This is a genomic window from Agrobacterium sp. NPDC058088, assembly GCF_042885035.1.
In the GTDB taxonomy this organism is placed as follows: domain Bacteria; phylum Pseudomonadota; class Alphaproteobacteria; order Rhizobiales; family Rhizobiaceae; genus Agrobacterium.
Map to the genome: position 1 here is coordinate 859,586 of NZ_JBHVSU010000002.1, position 18,719 is coordinate 878,304.

The following is an 18,719-nucleotide window of genomic DNA, read 5'->3' on the forward strand; positions in this document are numbered from 1 at the left end:
ACAAAACAAAACGCCCGCAACGATGTTACGGGCGTTTTTTATTCAGTGTCACTTCTCTCAGAAGAAGCCTTTGCGCTGCCACCAGCCGCCCTTGCGCGGCTTGGGCTCGTCGCCTTCAGGCGTTGCGGGTGAACCGGAAGAGGTCACCACTGGCTCCGAATGCGAGACATTGCTGCCCCGGTTCGCGCGGACCTTTTCTTCGTTCACCGTTGCTTCTGCTTCCGGAGCGAGATCGGACGAGGCTTCACCTGCTTCTTCGATGGCAACGTCGACGACGGTTTCCTTGACGATCACCGGCTCCACCGTTGCGACGGCTTCGGCCTGAGGCGCCTCTTCGGATTCAGTCTTTACCTTTGCCTTGCGGGTGCGGCGCGGCTTCTTCGGGGCTTCAACCTCAACGACGTCGGCGACGGCATCTTCCACCACTTCGGCGGCGGTCGGTTCTTCGCTCACGGATGCTTCGGCGGAAATCTCTTCGCTTTCGCCTTCCTCGCCGGCTTCGGCGTCTGCAGCGTCGAGTGCCTCGTCTTCCGCACGGTTGCGGCGGCCGCCACGCTTGCCGCGACGGCGGCGTTTGCGCTTGCCGTCTTCGTCGGACGTTACCGCTTCCGTGGTACCGTTGTCGGCATCTGCGCCTGCCTCATCGGTTTCGACGCCATCGTCTTCACCTTCGGCATCGTCGCCTTCCGCATCTGTGCCGGACTGGCCATCGAGCACACCGTTCTGGTCGTTCTGTCCGCCCTTGCCACGACGACGGCGGCGACGCTTGCGCTTGCGCTTGCCGTCCTCACCATTGTCGCCCTGCGGCTGCTGACGCGGCTGGGCACTCTCGGCCTTGACGATTTCTTCCTCGTCTTCGTCCTCTTCCGCCTCGATGACGATATCGTCTTCTTCTTCGACGAAGTTCGGCAGCATCTGGATGAGGCTTTCGATCTTCACCGGATTTTCGACGGCTTCACCGCGATCGATGGCGAAATGCTGTGCACCGACACCGGCATCGGCAGCGATGATGATGGAGACGCCGAAGCGGCCTTCATAATCGACGATCGTGCCACGCTTGTGGTTGAGCAGGTAGAGCGCCGTTTCCGGCGTGCAGCGCACGGTGATGTTGTGGGTGGTGTTGCGCAGCAGATATTCCTCGACGCCGCGCAGCACATGCAGCGCGATGGAGGATTCCGAGCGGACATGGCCCGTGCCGCCGCAATGCTGGCAGACCTGCGTGGTCGATTCCAGCACCGAAGCGCGAATGCGCTGGCGCGACATTTCCAGAAGGCCGAAATGCGAGATGCGGCCGACCTGGATGCGGGCGCGGTCGTTCTTCAGGCAATCCTTGAGCTTCTTCTCGACAGCGCGGTTGTTGCGCTTTTCTTCCATGTCGATGAAGTCGATGACGACAAGACCCGCGAGGTCGCGCAGACGCAGCTGGCGTGCCACTTCTTCAGCAGCTTCCAGGTTGGTCGTCAGCGCGGTCTCTTCGATGGAATGCTCGCGTGTCGAACGGCCCGAGTTGACGTCGATCGAAACCAGCGCTTCGGTCTGGTTGATGATGAGGTAACCACCGGACTTCAGCGTGACCTGGGGCTGCAGCATGCGGTCGAGCTGCGCTTCGATGCCGGAGCGAGAGAAGATCGGGTGAATGTCGCGGTAAGGCTGAACCACCTTGGCGTGGCTCGGCATCAGCATTTTCATGAAGTCTTTCGCTTCACGATAGCCTTCTTCGCCGGAAACGATGATCTCGCTGATATCCTTGTTATAGAGATCGCGGATCGAACGCTTGATCAGCGAACCTTCCTCGTAAACGAGGCAGGGAGCCGTGGAATTCAGCGTCAGTGTGCGGACGTTTTCCCACAGGCGCATCAGATATTCGAAGTCGCGCTTGATCTCGACGCGGGTGCGGTTGGCGCCTGCGGTACGCAGAATGACGCCCATGCCCTGCGGCACTTCCAGATCGCGCGCGATTTCCTTCAGGCGCTTGCGGTCGGTCGGCTGGGTGATCTTGCGGGAAATGCCGCCGCCGCGCGCCGTGTTCGGCATGAGCACGGAGTAACGGCCGGCAAGCGACAGATAGGTGGTGAGTGCGGCACCCTTATTGCCACGTTCTTCCTTGGCGACCTGTACCAGAAGGATCTGGCGGCGCTTGATGACTTCCTGAATGCGATACTGCTTGCGCGGCTTGCGGGCGACACGATCGGGAACTTCTTCCATGGCGTCTTCGGCGCCGACGGATTCGATGACTTCCTTTTCGTGATGATCGTCATCATCGTCGTCGTCATCATCGTCATTGCCGCGACGAAGACCTTCGACTTCCTCGGAAATCGTATCGGTGTCGACCATTGCTGCCATTTCGCCGCCGGTGCTGCCGTCATCTTCGGAAGAGGCCTCGGCTGTCTCGGCTGCGGCTGCTTCTTCTTCAGCAGTTTTCTTCTTGGCGCGGGGGCGGCGGGCACGCTTCTTCGGCTTTTCTTCCTCGGCGGGCGCTTCTTCCGCGACGACCTCGACGGCCGCTTCTTCGGAAACCGCTTCCACCACGGGTGCAGCTTCTTCCGTGACAACGGTCTCGGTGGTTTCGCGTGCGGAAACAATGCCGACATCCGGCTGATCTACCTGCGAAAGGTCGATCATCGGTGCAGCGGGCTCAGGCGCATCGGCCGATTCGAAATCGTCGCTGCGGCGGTGATCCTCGGCTTCCGCCTTCAGCAGGGCCTGACGGTCCGCGAGCGGGATCTGGTAATAATCCGGATGGATTTCCGCAAAAGCGAGAAAGCCGTGGCGATTTCCACCGTAATCGACGAAGGCCGCCTGGAGGGAAGGCTCAACGCGCGTAACCTTGGCAAGATAGATATTGCCGCGGATCTGTTTTTTGTGCTCCGATTCAAAATCGAATTCTTCGATCCGGTTCCCACGGACAACGACTACGCGTGTCTCCTCTTCGTGGGAGGCGTCGATAAGCATTTTGTCTGCCATGTAAGCTGTGCTCCTCGGCGCAGCCTTGTTTTATACGAGAACAGGCCCGCCACACGGACGAGCCTTTCATATGAGTGCAAGGATGTGCCGGAAATGAAGTCTCCTGCCGGGCCTCTGTAAACTGGCAGCATCCGGACCGACGGCGAGGCGCTTGGCCTGCTCCTGGTATCCGGTTCATATGAAAACTGCTGCGACATCATTGGCCAGGCGGAACGACAATAATATATAGACCCCTTGGGGTCCGATGAATTTGCTCTCCTCAGAGCGGCGGTGGCATGACCACCGGGTAGGTCTCCGGCCACGGCCGGAATTGATCCAGTTTCAGGATAAATGTAACGACGGCAGATGATTGCCCGATATGCAGCGCCAGCGTCTTTTTCGATTGGCAGCCGGCGGGCATCTATCCCGTCAACACTTTTAACCCTCCTCCATGTTGTATGTTTTCTCTGTCATAATAGCAATAGGCTGGCTAAATATGCCATATTATTGGTGGAATTTCCGGGTTAACAATTGGTTCACCAAGGCCTGCGATTGTGGGGCGCAAAGGCGCAAACTATCGTACGGCGTGGTTGAAACGGCACCGTTACCGGCGTTTTCCCGCGCTATTCATCAAAAACGACTGATATACGGAATTTCTCGAAGGCCATGAATTTCACGCGCAACGCAGCGATTTCAGGTGGGGCAGGGCGGCTTGGCGCGCGAATCGCGCGGGCCTCGGCTGCTCTTGCATTTCTCGTTGCCACTTCTGTCTCTGTCGTGCCTGTGGCCCATGCGGTGGAGCCGCTCGTTGCCCACCAGGCACGGATCATCGGCGATGAGGCGCGCACACGGATCGTTCTCGACTTTGCCGAAGAGCCGGAATTCGACGTTCACTATCTCGATTCGCCCGCCCGCATCGTGATCGACTTTCCCGCCGTAAATTTCGCCTTTCCCACGTCGGACCTCAAACCGACCGGCCTGTTTTCGGATATACGCTTCGGCACCATGGGTCAGAACAGCGCCCGCATCGTGCTGACGGCGAAAAAGCCGGTTCAGGTGTCGGTTGCGGAAACGAAGAAGGCTGATGACGGACAGTCCTTCCGTTTCGTTCTCGATACCGAGATCACCACCAAGGGCAAGTTTGCGGAACTTGTGAAGGACCAGCAATGGCGGGCGCCAGCCCCGGTGACGACAGCCGCGATCACGCCTGATGACAAGACTTCCCGACCGGCGGAATTTGTCATCGCGGTCGATGCCGGCCATGGCGGCATCGATGCAGGCGCCACCGGAGGCACGACAGGCACCGAGGAGAAGGTCATCACTTTGACCTTTGCGAAGGAACTCGTAGAGCGGTTGAACCGCGAACCCGGCATTAAGGCCTTTCTCACGCGCGATTCCGACACGTTCCTCGCCCTGTCCGAACGGGTGACGATCGCCCGCCAGAACAACGCCAATCTCTTTATTTCCCTTCATGCGGATACGCTGAAGCAGAAAGGCATTCGCGGCGCGACCGTTTATACCCTGTCCGACCGGGCATCCGACCGGCAGGCCCAGGAGCTGGCGGAGCGCGAAAACAAGTCCGACCAGATCGCGGGCGTCGCCGCCTCCAGCGAGCCGCCTGAGGTCGCCGATATTCTTCTCGACTTTACCCGCCGTGAAACCCAGGCATTTTCGGTAACGCTCGCTGAAAACATCGTCTCTTCCTTCGAGGGGCAGGTCGGCCTCATCAACAATCCGCACCGTTACGCCGGGTTCATGGTCCTGCGCGCCCATGACGTGCCGTCGGTGCTTCTTGAACTTGGTTTCCTTTCCAATCCGGAAGACGAAAAGCTGCTTCTCGACACCGAGTGGCGCAAAAAGGTCGCCGACACTTTGGCAACGGCCGTCGGCCGATACCGTTCCAAGGCCTTGGCGAACGGCGGCTGATGGCGGAGTCGGTGCGGTGGAGACCCTGTTGCCTCCCTGCCATTGATCGTGGAAAAAGCTGTTCAATTCTTGGGCTTGCGGTCGATTAACGACCCCGAGCCCTATTTTACTCACATTCGCCGCGTTACTCGGAAACCGGATTCGGTGGCAGTCCGTAAAGCGTCGGTGCGTAATTGCGGGCTTGTGGCCCGGTAACATATCAGCGAATGCTGCCATTCCGGCTTGTCATCGAAGGTATGGTGTGCAAAACGGCACGCGATATGCAAATATGCGCCCGTAAATCGTCGGGCGTGGATGGTTACGATTCGAATTATCGGTAGCTTGGTATGATCAGACTGATTGGATATTTTTTCGGCTTGGCCAGCGTACTCTTCCTGTGCGCCGCCGTCGTCGGTGCGATTTATTTGCACGGCGTGACGAAGGACCTGCCGGATTACGCAGTTCTGAGCACCTATGAGCCGCCGGTGACCACCCGCGTGCACGCCGGCAATGGCGCGCTGATGGCGGAATATGCCCATGAAAAGCGCCTGTTCCTGCCGATCCAGGCCATTCCCGACCGCGTGAAGGCCGCTTTCCTGTCCGCGGAAGACAAGAATTTCTACAATCACCCCGGTGTCGATATCTGGGGTCTCGGTCGCGCCATCCTCGTCAATCTTCAGAATGTCGGCTCCGGCCGTCGTCCTGTCGGCGCCTCCACCATCACCCAGCAGGTGGCGAAGAACTTCCTTCTGACCAACGACCAGACCATCGACCGCAAGCTCAAGGAAGCCATTCTTTCCTTCCGCATCGAGCAGACCTATTCCAAGGACAAGATTCTCGAACTTTATCTCAACGAGATCTTTTTCGGCCTGAATTCTTACGGCATCGCCGGCGCGGCACTCACCTATTTCAACAAGTCGGTAACCGAGCTGACGATCGCCGAGACGGCCTATCTCGCATCGTTGCCGAAGGGGCCGGCCAATTACCATCCGATCCGTCGCGAAAAGGCTGCTCTGGAGCGCCGCGACTGGGTGGTGGATCGCATGGCCGAAAACGGCTACATCACGGTGGCTGACGCTGCGGATGCCAAGAAGCAGCCGCTCGGCGTCAACCTGCGCCGCGGCGGCGCGCATATTCCAGCCTCCGATTATTTTGCCGAGGAAGTCCGCCGCCAGATCGTCGAAAAATTCGGCGAGGAAGCGCTTCTTGAGGGCGGTCTTTCGGTCCGCACCTCTTTTGATCCGAAAATCCAGTTGGAGGCGCGCAAGGCGCTTCAGGACGGACTTGTACAATATGACGAGCGCCGCGGTTTCCGTGGACCGGTGGAGAAGATTGAGACGGCGGGCGACTGGACGGCGGCGCTGGCCAAGGTCAAGGGTCTCCGGGACGTTCCGGAATGGAAGCTTGCGGTCGTACTCGCTGTTGGTGCCGATGGCGTCGATATCGGTGTCCAGGCTGACCCTGATGCGGAAGATGGCGACAAGCGTACGCGCGGCCATATCTCCGCTGAAAACATGCGCTGGGCCTTCCGGGATGCGAGCGGCAAGAAAGCGACCGCCAAGTCGCCGGTTGGTGTTCTGACGGCGGGCGACGTCGTCTATGCGCAGCCGCTTTCCGGCTCCGGCAACGAATACCGCCTGCGTCAGCCGCCAAAAGTCCAGGGTGGCATGGTGGTGATGGACCCGCATACCGGCCGCGTTCTGGCCATGGTCGGTGGTTTCTCCTATGCGCAGTCGGAATTCAACCGCTCGACGCAGGCCATGCGCCAGCCGGGTTCCTCCTTCAAGCCGTTCATCTATGCGGCCGCCCTCGACAATGGCTACACGCCGGCATCGGTCATTCTTGATGCACCGATCGAGGTCGTGTCGGGCGGTCAAGTCTGGAAACCGCAGAATTACGGCGGGGGTTCCGCCGGTCCTTCGACGCTGCGTCTCGGCATCGAAAAATCCCGTAACCTCATGACCGTGCGCCTGGCGCAGGACATGGGCATGAATCTGGTGGCGGAATATGCCGAACGCTTCGGTATCTACGACAAGATGCCGCCGCTTCTGTCCATGTCGCTCGGTTCGGGTGAAACCACCGTCATGCGCATGGTCTCGGCTTATTCGGTCCTCGCCAATGGCGGCAAGCAGATCAAGCCGACGCTGATCGACCGCATTCAGGACCGTTACGGCAAGACGATCTTCCGTCACGAGGAGCGCGGCTGCGAGGGCTGTAACGCCACCGCCTGGCACAATCAGGACGAGCCTGTCATCGTTGACAATCGTGAGCAGGTTCTCGACCCGATGACAGCTTACCAGACGACCTCCATGCTGGAAGGCGTCGTGCAGCGCGGTACGGCGGCGGGCAAGATCAAGGTCGATCTGCCTGTTGCCGGCAAGACGGGCACGACCAATGATGAAAAGGATGCCTGGTTCGTCGGTTACACGCCGGACATGGTCGCCGGTCTCTATATCGGTTTCGATTCGCCTGCACCTCTGGGGCGCGGCGGCACGGGTGGTTCGCTGTCGGCACCGATCTTCGGTGAGTTCATCGCCGATGCGGCCAAGCATCTGGAGCCGAGCAAGTTCATCGTTCCCGCTGGCATGAACTTCGTCGCCGTCAACCGCAAGACCGGCATGGCTGCGGCTGAAGGCGAACCGGACACGATCATGGAAGCCTTCAAGCCCGGCACGGGTCCGGCTTCCACCTTCTCGGTGATTGGTGCGGAAGGTTATATGTCGCAGGAAGACATTCTGAAGACCTCGCCGCAGGCACAGCAGGCCATCACCGGCGGTGGCGGCGGTCTTTATTGACATCAGTCATGACGTTTGGCGGGGGCGCGGGTCTTTACATCCGCGCCCCCCGCATTTATCTGAGCTACAAGTTTCAATGAAGGTGAAGAACCAGCGAAATGCGCAATGAAATCGTGAACGTAGTCGATGAAATCAAGCAGGCCATAAGCCTGCTGAGGAGGCATCTTTGACTGGGACCAGGCGATAAGACGACTGGACTGGTTGAACAATAAGGCAGAGGATCCGACCCTCTGGAACGATGCCTCCGAGGCCCAGAAGCTGATGCGCGAACGCCAGCAGCTGGATGACAGCATCAACGGCGTCAAGGCGCTGGAGCAGCAGCTCAAGGACAATATCGAGCTGATTGAACTCGGCGAGATGGAAGGCGACGACGAGATCGTTAAGGACGCCGAAGACGCGCTGAAGTCGCTGAGAAGCGAAGCGAACCGCCGTCAGGTGGAAGCCATGCTTTCCGGCGAGGCAGACGGCAACGACACCTATGTGGAAGTGCATTCCGGCGCGGGCGGCACCGAAAGCCAGGATTGGGCGAACATGCTGCTGCGCATGTATACCCGCTGGGCTGAGCGTCAGGGCTTCAAGGTCGAAGTTCTCGAAATCCACGACGGCGATGAGGCGGGCATCAAGTCGGCCACGATCCTGGTCAAGGGTCACAACGCCTTCGGCTGGATGAAGACGGAATCGGGCGTTCATCGCCTCGTTCGTATTTCGCCCTATGACAGCAATGCCCGGCGCCACACCTCGTTTTCCTCCATCTGGGTCTACCCGGTGGTCGATGATTCGATCCAGATCGACATCAATGAAAGCGATTGCCGCATCGACACCTATCGTTCGTCAGGTGCGGGTGGTCAGCACGTTAACACCACGGACTCGGCTGTGCGTATCACGCATATTCCAACCGGCATCGCCGTCGCCTGCCAGCAGGAACGCTCCCAGCACAAGAACCGCGCCAAGGCGTGGGACATGCTGCGCGCCCGTCTCTACGAGGTGGAACTGCAGAAGCGGGAAGAGGCCGCCAATGCGCAGGCTGCGTCCAAGACCGATATCGGCTGGGGCCACCAGATCCGTTCCTACGTTCTGCAGCCTTACCAGCTGGTCAAGGACCTGCGCACCGGCGTGGAAAGCACCGCGCCCGGCAACGTGCTTGATGGCGACCTGAACGAGTTCATGGAAGCAGCGCTTGCCCACCGCATCAGCGGTGGCGCGAATGTGGAAGTCTCGGATATCGATTAAGACGCCCTGACGCGTCGATCGGAAATTTGCCCCTCGCAAAACCGTTGCGAGGGGTTTTTTGTTGGAGGACACGCATGAAACAGGCGCTTTATATCGTCGACGTCCAGCCAAGCTTCAATCCGCCGGCCTCGCTCGTGGCGGAAATATCCGCGCTCGCTAAAACCATGCTCAGCATCGCCACCGTTGAACGCCATGATGAAAGCGTAACGCCCTTCGAACGGCAACTGGGCTGGAGGCCGGGCAGGGATGATGTGTCGCTCGTGCCGGCAGACCGCATATTCATCAAACACGGTTATGCGCCACCCCGGGACGTTATCGACTACCTCCTGTCTCTGGAACTCGATCGGGTGCTTGTCTGCGGTATTCAGGCCGATACCTGCGTGCTGGCCGCCGGTTTTGCCCTGTTCGATGCGGGGCTGCACCCCACGCTTTTGCCGTGGCTGACCGTGGGCTCCAGTCTCGACCGCAGTGGTGAACTGGGTGCAAAATTATGGAAGCATCATTTCGGTGCGGTTCTCACAGGGCCGCATGAGCTGAACGACTAGAATATTCCGGCATACCGGTCATGGTCGAAATGATGGAAGAGAGTGCCCCACAATGCCGGGTTAGTTGGAGGCTTTCTCGACCTTCATCTCACCCAGTTCGTCGATAAGGATCGTCCAGCTCTCCGCCTCCTTGGCCATCGGGTCCGTCTTCAGATAGACGGTAACGAAAAGGCCGGGCGAGGCGGAGGCGCCATTCGAGCTTTCCGGCCGGATATCCGTGACATAGGATTTCATCTGGCTGAACTCTTCAAGCTCGATATTTTCGAGCAGGCTCGGTCCGTCGGCGGTAAAGACGATGCGCTGCAGGTAGATTTTCGCCGTGCCGTCGCCCTGGCGGATCGCAATGACCTTGTAATAGCCCCGTGTTGGCGAAGCAGGCGGTGGCCGCAATTGTCCGTCTGAACCCTGCACCGGCTCCAGGTTCCGGTCTTCCCACATGCCGCTGCTGACGACGAATATGGCGGAAACGGGCAGCGTGTCGATCGCCGGCGCCTGCGCCCGGGCAGGCAAAGCAGCCGTGGCGAGAAGCAGAGCAGCGAAGAGCGTTTTTTTGACGTGCATGGCAATCGTGGTGGTTGGTTTAATTGTTGAACTGTTCGGCGAGAACCCGGTCCGACCATGAACGATCCGGATCCGATAGAATTCTCGCCGTCCTGTCCTGCGATTGTGCGATCCTGACGTGACGAACGGATTTGACCTCGGTGTGGTCGGCCACCGCATTCACCGGGCGCTTGTCGCGCTCCAGAACATGGATATCGACGGTCACTTTATTCGGCAAAAGCGCGCCGCGCCAGCGTCGCGGCCGGAAAGCGCTGACCGGTGTCAGTGCCAGAAGCGGTGATTCGAGCGGCAGGATCGGCCCATGGGCGGAGAAATTGTAAGCCGTCGACCCTGCCGGGGTCGCCACCATCATGCCGTCGCAGATCAACTCCTCCAGCCGCACCTTGCCATCCACCTCGACACGCAGCTTGGCGGCCTGATGTGACTGGCGAAACAGGCTGACTTCGTTCATTGCGAGCGCCGTAAACTCATCGCCGTCGGAATCCGTCGTCGTCATGCGCAGGGGATGGAAATCATTGCCGCTGGCCACCGCGATGCGCTGGGTGAGGCCTTCCACCCGGTAGTCATTCATCAGGAAACCGACGGATCCCCGGTTCATACCATAGACCCGCTTGCCGGAATTCATCGTCTCGTTAAGAATTTGCAGCATGAAACCGTCGCCGCCAAGCGCAACGATCACGTCGGCCTCTTCGAACGGCGTATCATCATAAACGGCTTTCAGCTCTTTCAACGCCATCTGCGCGTCCTCGGAAGGAGAGGCGACGAAGGACAGTGAATAGGTAGAATGCGACATCCGCTTCCCTCAACAACGGCGCAGACCGGAACCGGCCCGTGCAGGACGCTGTAAACCGTTGAAGCGGCTCGAAATCTTTAAACCTCAACCAAGAGGTGGATAACAAGCCGCCAGACGCACCCTTGGTACATGAAGACGGCGGCAGGCGACAAGGCCTTTCGAACCGCCAAGCGTTCCGTGGTGGAGGGTCTTGCAGTTCCGGTCCACAGCTTCTTGATTTGCTGCCGTCAACAAGGGTTGCGATGCGGGGCGACGTGATGCAGTTTGCCAAGGCATCGGGAATGACGAGTGGCAGGAGACGGATGTGGCGCTGAACTACGATATCTATGATGTCTTTACCGAGACGAAGATGGCGGGCAATCCGCTTGCGGTCATGTATGACGCCGATGATCTTCCCCAGGCCACCATGCAGGCGATTGCGCGGGAAATGAACCTCTCAGAGACGGTCTTCATCAACCGCTCCACCAATCCCTCACACGCGGCGTCGCTGCGCATCTTCACACCGTCAGGCGAATTGCCTTTCGCCGGCCACCCGACCGTCGGCGCTGCGGTCGCCATCGCCGAGCGCAATCGCGGCGAGGGTGACGACGACATTGATATGGTCTGCGTGTTGGAAGAGAAGGTGGGTCCGGTGCGCTGTGCGGTGAAGATGCGCGCCGGCGCCGTCAGCTTCGCGGAATTCGACCTGCCGCGCAAATCCTCCCGCGTCGAGCTGCCGCTCGATCATGCCGCCCTTGCCGATGCGCTTGGCGTCAGCGAGGGACATTTGGGTTTCGAGAACCACGTGCCGTCGATCTGGACGGCCGGCGTGCCTTTCCTGCTGGTGCCGATGCACAATATCGCCGCCGTGCGCGATATGGATTTCGATGCCAATCTGTGGCTCCGCACCGCGCCGCTGGTCGAAGGCCTGCTCGCGGCCGCGTATATCTACTGTCGCGGTGGCGTCAATCACGCGGCGAAGTTCCATGCCCGCATGTTCTCCCCGGAAATGGGGATTGCGGAAGACCCGGCCACCGGCTCGGCAGCTGCTGCCCTTTCCGGCGCGATCCACCATTTCGATGGCCTGACGGATGGCCACCATCCACTCCTCATAGAGCAGGGCGTGGAGATGGAAAGACCATCCCACATCCACCTGCGCATGGACATAAAGGACAACGAAATCGCCCGCGCCCGCATCGGCGGCCACGCGGTGCGGGTTGCGTCGGGCACGTTCGAGATTTGACGTCAGCGTAGCAGGTCAGCCCACGTCGCCTAAGAGCGACAAAGCGGCAGACGAAGCTAAAAGAAAAACCCCGGTCATTAACCGGGGTTTTGTCATTTCAGCGTCAGTCGGATCAGTTAAACCGACCCGCCGCATGGGCAAGCATCGTATAGACCTTGCCGGTATCGGACGTGAGGTAGGACTGGGTGACGCTCCGGTCGCGGTCGGTGCGGGCCACGTCGGCGAGCAGCTTCTCGAAATCGGTGATGTAGCGGTCCACGGCGGTGCGGAATTCCGCTTCCCGTTCGTATTTGCGCTTGATCTCGTCAAAGGTCGTCTGGCCCTTGAGGGTATATAGACGACGGGTGAAGACATCGCGCTCGCCACGCTGGTAGCGGCGCCACAGCTCCACGGAAGCATCGTGATCGATGGCGCGGGCGATATCGACCGAGAGCGAGTTCAGCGATTCCACCATGTGGCGCGGATTGCGGGTATCGGCCGCGCGGGTCGGCTGCTGCTCTGCCGTGGCGCGCGGTGTGGAGGGGGCAGGCGTTTCCTGGGATGCGCCACGCAACAGATCGCTGATCCAGCCGCCGCCTTCTTCGCGACGTCCAGCCGGGCTGGGTGCGACCGGCTGCGCCGGAGCGGGCGCCTGACGATTTTCAACTTGCCGGTTTTCGACCTGGCGGTTCTCAAGCGGCAGGGTGCCACGCAGTCCAGGGGCAGGCTGGGGCTGCGCCGGGCGCTGCTGCACCGGAGCTGGGGCCGTCGGCTGCTGACGCGGCTCGGCGCGGCGTTCTGCGGCGGGCTGGGTTGCAGCAATGGCACGGGCAACGGGTTCGGACACTTCCATCTGGTGGGTCGAACGACCGACGAGCTGCGAAATATCCTGAAGCGCCTTGATCTGTTCGGAAACGGCGCGGCGCATGGCGGCCGCACTTTCCTTGGCTTCTTCCGGCAGGTCGAACGCGCCACGCTTCAGTTCGGCGCGGGTCGCATCCAGCTCGCGGCGGATATCGTGGCTGGAGCGGCGGATCTCGTCCGTCGCACCGGCAAAGCGGCTCACTGCCTCCTCGACGGCCTGGCGCAGCGTTTCCTTAAGGTTGGCAGCGGCTGCATTGGATTTCTCGGAAGCGCTACCCAGAAGGTTGTCCACCTCAGAAAGCGAGGATTCGACACCACCACGCAGGCGGTTGACCAACTCGTCGGAATATTTCTGGGCGTCGGAGAGCGTGCTTTCGATCGAGCGGCTGGCATCCTGACCGGCGGAGAGCAGGGCGCCCCGCATTGTCTGTGCCGCCGAACGGGCGCGCTGTTCCGTCTCATCGAGCGAGCGACCGATATCGGAGAAGGAAGCCTGCAGATTGTCACGCAGATTGCCGGCGACGTTCTGCGAGCGCTCCTCGGCCTCGTTGAGGGTGGTTTCCACCACGCCGACGACGTTGCGCATGGCGCTTTCGATTTCTTCGGAGCGCTTGACGAGGCCAACGGACAGGCTGCGAAGCGCATCCTGGCGTTCCTCCAGCGTGCCGACGAGGCTCGACTGTGCTGCATTGAGGAGCTCCGACGCCTGGCTCAGCACCTTCGAATGTTCCTCGAAGCGGCCGACGATGCCGGCGACCTGCGCCAGTGTCTGGCCGGAAATATTCGACAGGCGATCGATCTTTCCTTCGAGCAGACGGCTGGAGCTGGAGACCATGTCGGCAGCCTGCGAGGCGGATTCTGAGAAGCGGGTCGCGGAGGCGTTCAGCGCTTCATCTGCCGCACCGAAGCCCTGTGCGGCACGCTCCACGGCGGCGTTGAAGTTGGTTGCCGACTGCTCGACGATCTCGGCCATGCTGTTATGGGTCTGGGACAGCATATCCGTGCTCTGCCGGGTGGCGGCAACAAGCTTGTTGGCCGCATCGCTGCCGGCACGGGCATATTTGTCGATACCCTGTTCGACGGCGTCCGCCATCGCCGTATGGGTTTCCGAGAGCATGTCGGTGCTCTGGCGGGTGGCGGCGACGAGTTTGCTTGCTGCATCCGTTCCGGCGGCGGCGTAATCGCTGATTGCCTGCTCCACCATGCCGACCATGCCGCTGTTGCTCTGGGTCAGAAGTTCCGCGCTCTGCTGGGCGGCGGAAACGATCTTTTCGGCGGCTTCGCGACCGATCGTGGCGTACTCGTCGACGACCGGCTTGGCCTTCTCCTCAATCAGGCGCGACAGTTCGGCAGAACGGCTGGCCAGCATCGAGTTGAGTTCACGGGTGCGGTTATCAAGCGCCGAGCGGATCGATTCGCCGCGGGCGTCGAGGGCGGATTCGACGCCCGTCAGCGTTTCGGAGATGACGCCTACCTGAGAGCGGACCACGGCTTCCGCCTCGGCAACCTTGTTGACGATGATGTTGCCGGCTTCGGAGAAGGTCTGTGCAACGGCGGCAGCCTGGCCGGAAAGGCGCGTCTGCGCATCGGAAATGCGATTGACGATTTCTCCCGACTTTTCTTCGATTGCTTTGGTGAAGGCTTCGTTCTGCGCCTGCACCTGTTCTGCAAATTCCGAGCCGGATTTCGAGAGCAGGGCAGAGGAGCGGGCGGCTTCGTCGCCAATGCTCTGGGTGGCCGAGGTGACCGCACCGCGCAGGCTCATTGCAAAATCAGTCGCCTTGCCTTCGATGGTGCGGTTGACGTTTTCGAGACCGATGGTCAGCGCCCTGTCCATGGTGCCGAGACGCTCGTCGATGCGGGCCGTGCCGGTATCGAAGGTTTCGGCGAGGCGGCTGGTGCGGCTTTCGAACGTATCGGCAACGCGGGTCGTCTGCTCGTCCAGGATGCCGGTGATCCGCTCGGCGGCCTCATCGCTGGTGCGTGCAAAGACGGCTGTCTTGTCTTCCAGCGCTTCGGCAAAGCGGCGGCCGGCGTCGTCAATAGAACTGTTGACGTTGGCAAGATCGCCGCCGACGCGGGTCTGGAGCGCGTCGAGCGAGGTTTCGATGCGAGCGCCAGTCTCGTCCAGACGGGTGGTGACGTTGCCGATCGAGGTCTCGATTTTCGAGGAAAGGGCGTCCGTCGCGCCGCCGATTTCACGGGCAGCTTCGCTTATCTTGACGGCAATATCGCCAGCGCTGTTGCGAAGGCGCTCTTCCAGTGTCGCAGCACTGCCGTCAATCGCCTTCTGCAGCGTTTCCTGCTGGGTTTCGAGCGACAGTTCGAGCATGCTGGCGCTGGAAGCGACAGTGGTGCCGATCATCATCGCCTGTTCGGAAAGCATGTCGCCCATCTGTGTCGTGGCGGAACTGAGCGTTGCGGCAAGGTCCGCCTGGCGCTGGTCGAGCGCGGTGCGGATATCCTCATGCGATTGCGACAGATTGCTTTCGAGGCGGGAAACGCCTTCTTCCACCGTCTGGGCAAAACGGCTGCTGCCGTCTTCAACGACGCTTTCGATGCGGTTGGCCACACCCGAAACGCTTTGCTCGATCAGGCCGCTATTGCGCTCCAACGAACCGGCAATGCGCTCGGCCTGCGAGCCAAGCATGGTTTCCAGCCGCTCGTGACCGCTGGCAAGCGCGTTTTCGAGGGTAAAGGCAGTGGCTTCCAGACGCTGGCCGACGCCGGCTGCGGCAAGCGAAAGTGACGACGCCCTCGCATCCATGGCTTCGGCGATCCGCTCTTCGACACCGGAAATCGTCATGTCGAGCGCCAGGGTACGGCTGTCGAGTGCATCAGCGATCCGTTCCTCAGCACCGGAAACAATGCCGGAAAGTGCAGCAGTACGCGTGTCCAGAGCGCTGGCGATGCGGTCCTCAACACCGGCAACGGCGCTGTTGAGAGCGGCTGTGCGACCATCGAGAATATCGGCGATCTTTTCTTCAACGCCGGAGAAGCTCATGTCGAGCGCCATGGTGCGGCTGTCAAGAACATCAGTGATCCGCTCTTCCGCGCCGGAAACGAGTGACTTCAGCGAATCCGTGCGGCTGTCGAGTGCGCCGGCAATACGGGTCTCGGCGCTTGCCACCAGCTCGCCAAGGGTTGCGGTGCGCGTGTCGAGGGCCTGGGTGATTTTTTCTTCCGCGCCGGCGAAGGTCATGTCGAGAGCCATGGTGCGGCTGTCGAGCGCGTCGGTGATACGCTCTTCGGCACCCGAAACAACGCTCTTTAGCGAATCCGTGCGGCTGTCGAGCGCGCCGGCAATACGCGTCTCGGCGCTTGCAACCAGATCGCCGAGAGCGGCGGTGCGGGTGTCGAGCGCTTCGGCGATTTTTTCCTCCGCGCCGGAGAAGGTCATGTCGAGCGCCATGGTGCGGCTGTCCAGCGCGTCGGCGATGCGTTCCTCGGCGCCCGAGACAACCGCGTTGAGCGCGGCGGTGCGGCCTTCCAGCGTTTCGGCGATACGGTGCTCCGCACCGGCAACCACGTCGCCGAAGAGGGCCGTGCGGCTGTCAAGCGCACCGGCGATCTTTTCTTCGGCGGTTGCCACAATGCCGGTGAGGGCGGAGGTGCGGTTGTCGAGCGTTTCGGACAGTCTTTCCTCGACATTGGCGAAGGTCATGTCGAGCGACAGCGTACGGCTGTCCATCGTGTCGGCAATGCGTTCCTCAACGCCGGAAATGGCGCTGGAAAGAGCGGCCGTGCGACCATCGAGCGTATCAGCGATACGGCTCTCCGCACCGGAGACGACGTCATGCAGGGCAGCCGTGCGGCTTTCCAGCGTGTCGGAAATGCGGTCTTCGATGCCGGAAACCGCGCCGGTGATGGCGGCAGCCCGGGTTTCGAGCGTTTCTGCAAGCCGACGCTCCACATCGGCAACGACGCTGTTGATTGCGGCTGCGCGTTCGTCGAGCATTGCAGCAAGGCGCTCGGCCGTGCCGGAGACGGAGCCGGTAATCGCCAGCGAACGGCTGGCGAGCGCTTCGTCGAAGCGGTCCTGGCTGGCTGAGAGCGCGCCGAACAGGGCGTTGCTGCGTTCCGACAGCACGGCGTCGATCTTCTCATGCGAATTGGCAAAAGCGTCAGTGATTTCGGCGGTGCGCTGGCCAATGGCGTCGCTGAAGGCCTGCGTCCGGCTGTCGAGCGCGCTTTCCAGCATTTCCTGACCCGTGCCCAGCGCAGTTGCCAGCGCCAGCGACTGGTCGGTCATGGTGGTGCCAATCCGCTCCAGGTTGGCATTCAGGATGGAATCAAGTGCTTCGGAGCCGCCGGCAACGGTTTCGTTGATGCGGGCGAGGCTTTCCATCAGCTTGCTATCGAGGCTGCCGGCGCGCTGGTCGAAGGCGCTGGCGAACTGCGCGACATGCTCGTCGAAAGCCGAGTTGACCTGGCCAACGGTCGCCTGCATGCGCTCCTCGTAGAGACCTGAGCGAAGATCGAGATCCATGATCGCATCGTCGGCCGTGCTCTGCAGGCTCTGGCGGAAGGAGAGGCCCTTTTCCTCGAGCGTCGTGGACAGCTTATCGAGGACCGTATCAAGCGAACCGCCGATGACCTGCTGGCCGCGTTCGATATTGCGGTTGAGTTCCAGCGTACGCGTCGACAGCGTCTCGTTGAGCTGGCGGGTGCGCTCCTCAAGCGCGCTGTTGAGGCTTTCCACGCCGCTATCCAGTGTCGATGCATGGATTGCGAAACGCTCCAGCAGAACTTCACCGCGCTCGTCCAGCGTCGAGGTGAGGTTATGAAGACGCATGTCGAATTCGTTTGAGATCGTCGAACCGGAAGAATTCAGCGCCTGAAGCAGGTTTTCGGTCTTGGCGGCAATCAGGCTGCCCATCGCTTCGGTCGAGGCGCGCGATTTTTCCAAAAGCGCGGCCGAACGTGTATCGATCATCGAGGCGAAAGCCTCGCCGGTCGTGGCGATCCGCATCGAAAGCTCTTCGCCGACGATGGAAAGCTCTTCCTTGATCTGTTCCTGGGCACCGACGATGGACGAGCGGATACGCTCGGCATGGTTGACGATGGCGTCGCGCTCGGCGGTCAGTTCCTGCACGAGGCTGCGCACGCGCAATTCGTTGTCGGCATAGCTGCGCTCAAGCGCGTTGACTTCGGAATGAACGAGTGTTTCGAGCTCGGTCGCACGGGCGATTGTGCGCTCGATGCCGTCATTCATGGCCGAAACTTCGCGGCGAACCGCCTGGCCGACGGACATGATGCGATCGGAGGCAACGGTTTCGGGCTCGGCAAGGCGAAGGGCGACTTCAGCCATGGAGCGCGCGGCATTGCGCAGATCGCGGGCGCGCGCCATCATGATCGCGAAGGCGAAGAACAGCATGACGGGAACGAGAATGCCGACGACGATCGCCATCAGGCCGGGGATCGCGGTGAGATCGGCGACCGATCCGATGTTCCAAAGCGCATTGCCGTAGAGAAGATGAGCGATACCAAGGCCGCCTAGCGCCCAGATCACCGACATGATCGTGGCATTACGAAGCGCGCCGCCGATGGAGCCGCCTTCCAGCGATTTCAGGATCATGGCAGGACTGCGCTTCGAACCGTCATTGGCCGCTTCGAGATTGGGCGATCGGGGCGTCTGTTCGGCAGGCGCACGCGCGGCCTCGGGAGCAGGGGTCGGTCTGCTTGCTTCCTTCACTCTGGCCTCCGGCTGCTTCGGCGCTGCAGTTTTCCGCGTCTCCGGCTTTTCTTCGAAAGCGCCAAGCTGCAGGGCATCTTCCAATGCCTGGAATGCAGTCTCGTCGACAGAGTCGCTGATCTTGTTATTCGCCATGCGGTTACGCCTCGTTACACATACGCCCGGCTTCATGCCGTCGACCCACTTG

At 60.9% G+C, this 18,719-nt stretch carries 9 protein-coding genes; 5 read left to right on the forward strand and 4 right to left on the reverse strand.

Annotated features, from left to right (window positions below; genetic code table 11):
• Positions 1 to 57: 57 nt before the first annotated feature.
• A complete protein-coding gene (locus tag ACFVTJ_RS09590) occupies positions 58 to 2,964 on the reverse strand; it encodes a ribonuclease E/G (protein WP_386906673.1) in 2,907 nt (968 codons plus the stop codon).
• 645 nt (positions 2,965 to 3,609) lie between these two features.
• Here ACFVTJ_RS09590 and ACFVTJ_RS09595 point away from each other — a divergent pair.
• The 4 genes from ACFVTJ_RS09595 (at position 3,610) to ACFVTJ_RS09610 (ending at position 9,418) form a co-directional block, all read left to right on the forward strand.
• Positions 3,610 to 4,869 carry an N-acetylmuramoyl-L-alanine amidase gene (locus tag ACFVTJ_RS09595; protein WP_386906675.1) on the forward strand — a complete coding sequence of 420 codons (1,260 nt, stop codon included), beginning with the start codon at positions 3,610 to 3,612 and terminating at the stop codon, positions 4,867 to 4,869.
• Between the two features lie 326 nt (positions 4,870 to 5,195).
• Complete coding sequence (locus ACFVTJ_RS09600) at positions 5,196 to 7,643, forward strand: penicillin-binding protein 1A (RefSeq protein WP_386906677.1); 2,448 nt, start codon at positions 5,196 to 5,198, stop codon at positions 7,641 to 7,643.
• Between the two features lie 98 nt (positions 7,644 to 7,741).
• A protein-coding gene (gene prfB, locus ACFVTJ_RS09605; RefSeq protein ID WP_386906679.1) for a peptide chain release factor 2 occupies positions 7,742 to 8,873 on the forward strand; the annotation gives its coding sequence in 2 pieces (ribosomal slippage) (positions 7,742 to 7,810 and positions 7,812 to 8,873; 1,131 coding nt in all).
• 74 nt (positions 8,874 to 8,947) lie between these two features.
• A complete protein-coding gene (locus ACFVTJ_RS09610) occupies positions 8,948 to 9,418 on the forward strand; it encodes a hydrolase (protein WP_386906681.1) in 471 nt (156 codons plus the stop codon).
• Between the two features lie 60 nt (positions 9,419 to 9,478).
• On the opposite strand, the gene ACFVTJ_RS09615 is transcribed toward ACFVTJ_RS09610, so the two are convergent.
• Both ACFVTJ_RS09615 and ACFVTJ_RS09620 read right to left on the reverse strand, forming a co-directional pair.
• Positions 9,479 to 9,979, reverse strand: a complete 501-nt coding sequence (locus ACFVTJ_RS09615; RefSeq protein ID WP_386906683.1) for a hypothetical protein — start codon at positions 9,977 to 9,979, stop codon at positions 9,479 to 9,481.
• Positions 9,980 to 9,998: 19 nt separating this feature from the next.
• A complete protein-coding gene (locus tag ACFVTJ_RS09620; protein WP_386906685.1) occupies positions 9,999 to 10,772 on the reverse strand; it encodes an NAD kinase in 774 nt (257 codons plus the stop codon).
• A gap of 304 nt (positions 10,773 to 11,076) precedes the next feature.
• On the opposite strand from ACFVTJ_RS09620, the gene ACFVTJ_RS09625 reads away from it, so the two are divergent.
• The gene (locus tag ACFVTJ_RS09625; RefSeq protein WP_386906687.1) at positions 11,077 to 11,994 is read left to right on the forward strand and encodes a PhzF family phenazine biosynthesis protein; all 918 of its coding nucleotides are present in this window, start codon (positions 11,077 to 11,079) and stop codon (positions 11,992 to 11,994) included.
• Between the two features lie 112 nt (positions 11,995 to 12,106).
• Here the strand turns inward: ACFVTJ_RS09625 and ACFVTJ_RS09630 are convergent, their stop codons facing one another.
• A complete protein-coding gene (locus tag ACFVTJ_RS09630; RefSeq protein WP_386906934.1) occupies positions 12,107 to 18,667 on the reverse strand; it encodes a hypothetical protein in 6,561 nt (2,186 codons plus the stop codon).
• Positions 18,668 to 18,719: the final 52 nt, after the last annotated feature.

Coding starts and splice junctions, on each gene's coding strand:
- ACFVTJ_RS09630 (WP_386906934.1), bottom strand. CDS start 18,667: ATGGCGAATAACAAGATCAGCGACTCTGTCGACGAGACTGCATTCCAG.
- ACFVTJ_RS09620 (WP_386906685.1), bottom strand. CDS start 10,772: ATGTCGCATTCTACCTATTCACTGTCCTTCGTCGCCTCTCCTTCCGAG.
- ACFVTJ_RS09615 (WP_386906683.1), bottom strand. CDS start 9,979: ATGCACGTCAAAAAAACGCTCTTCGCTGCTCTGCTTCTCGCCACGGCT.
- ACFVTJ_RS09600 (WP_386906677.1), top strand. CDS start 5,196: ATGATCAGACTGATTGGATATTTTTTCGGCTTGGCCAGCGTACTCTTC.
- ACFVTJ_RS09590 (WP_386906673.1), bottom strand. CDS start 2,964: ATGGCAGACAAAATGCTTATCGACGCCTCCCACGAAGAGGAGACACGC.
- ACFVTJ_RS09595 (WP_386906675.1), top strand. CDS start 3,610: ATGAATTTCACGCGCAACGCAGCGATTTCAGGTGGGGCAGGGCGGCTT.
- ACFVTJ_RS09610 (WP_386906681.1), top strand. CDS start 8,948: ATGAAACAGGCGCTTTATATCGTCGACGTCCAGCCAAGCTTCAATCCG.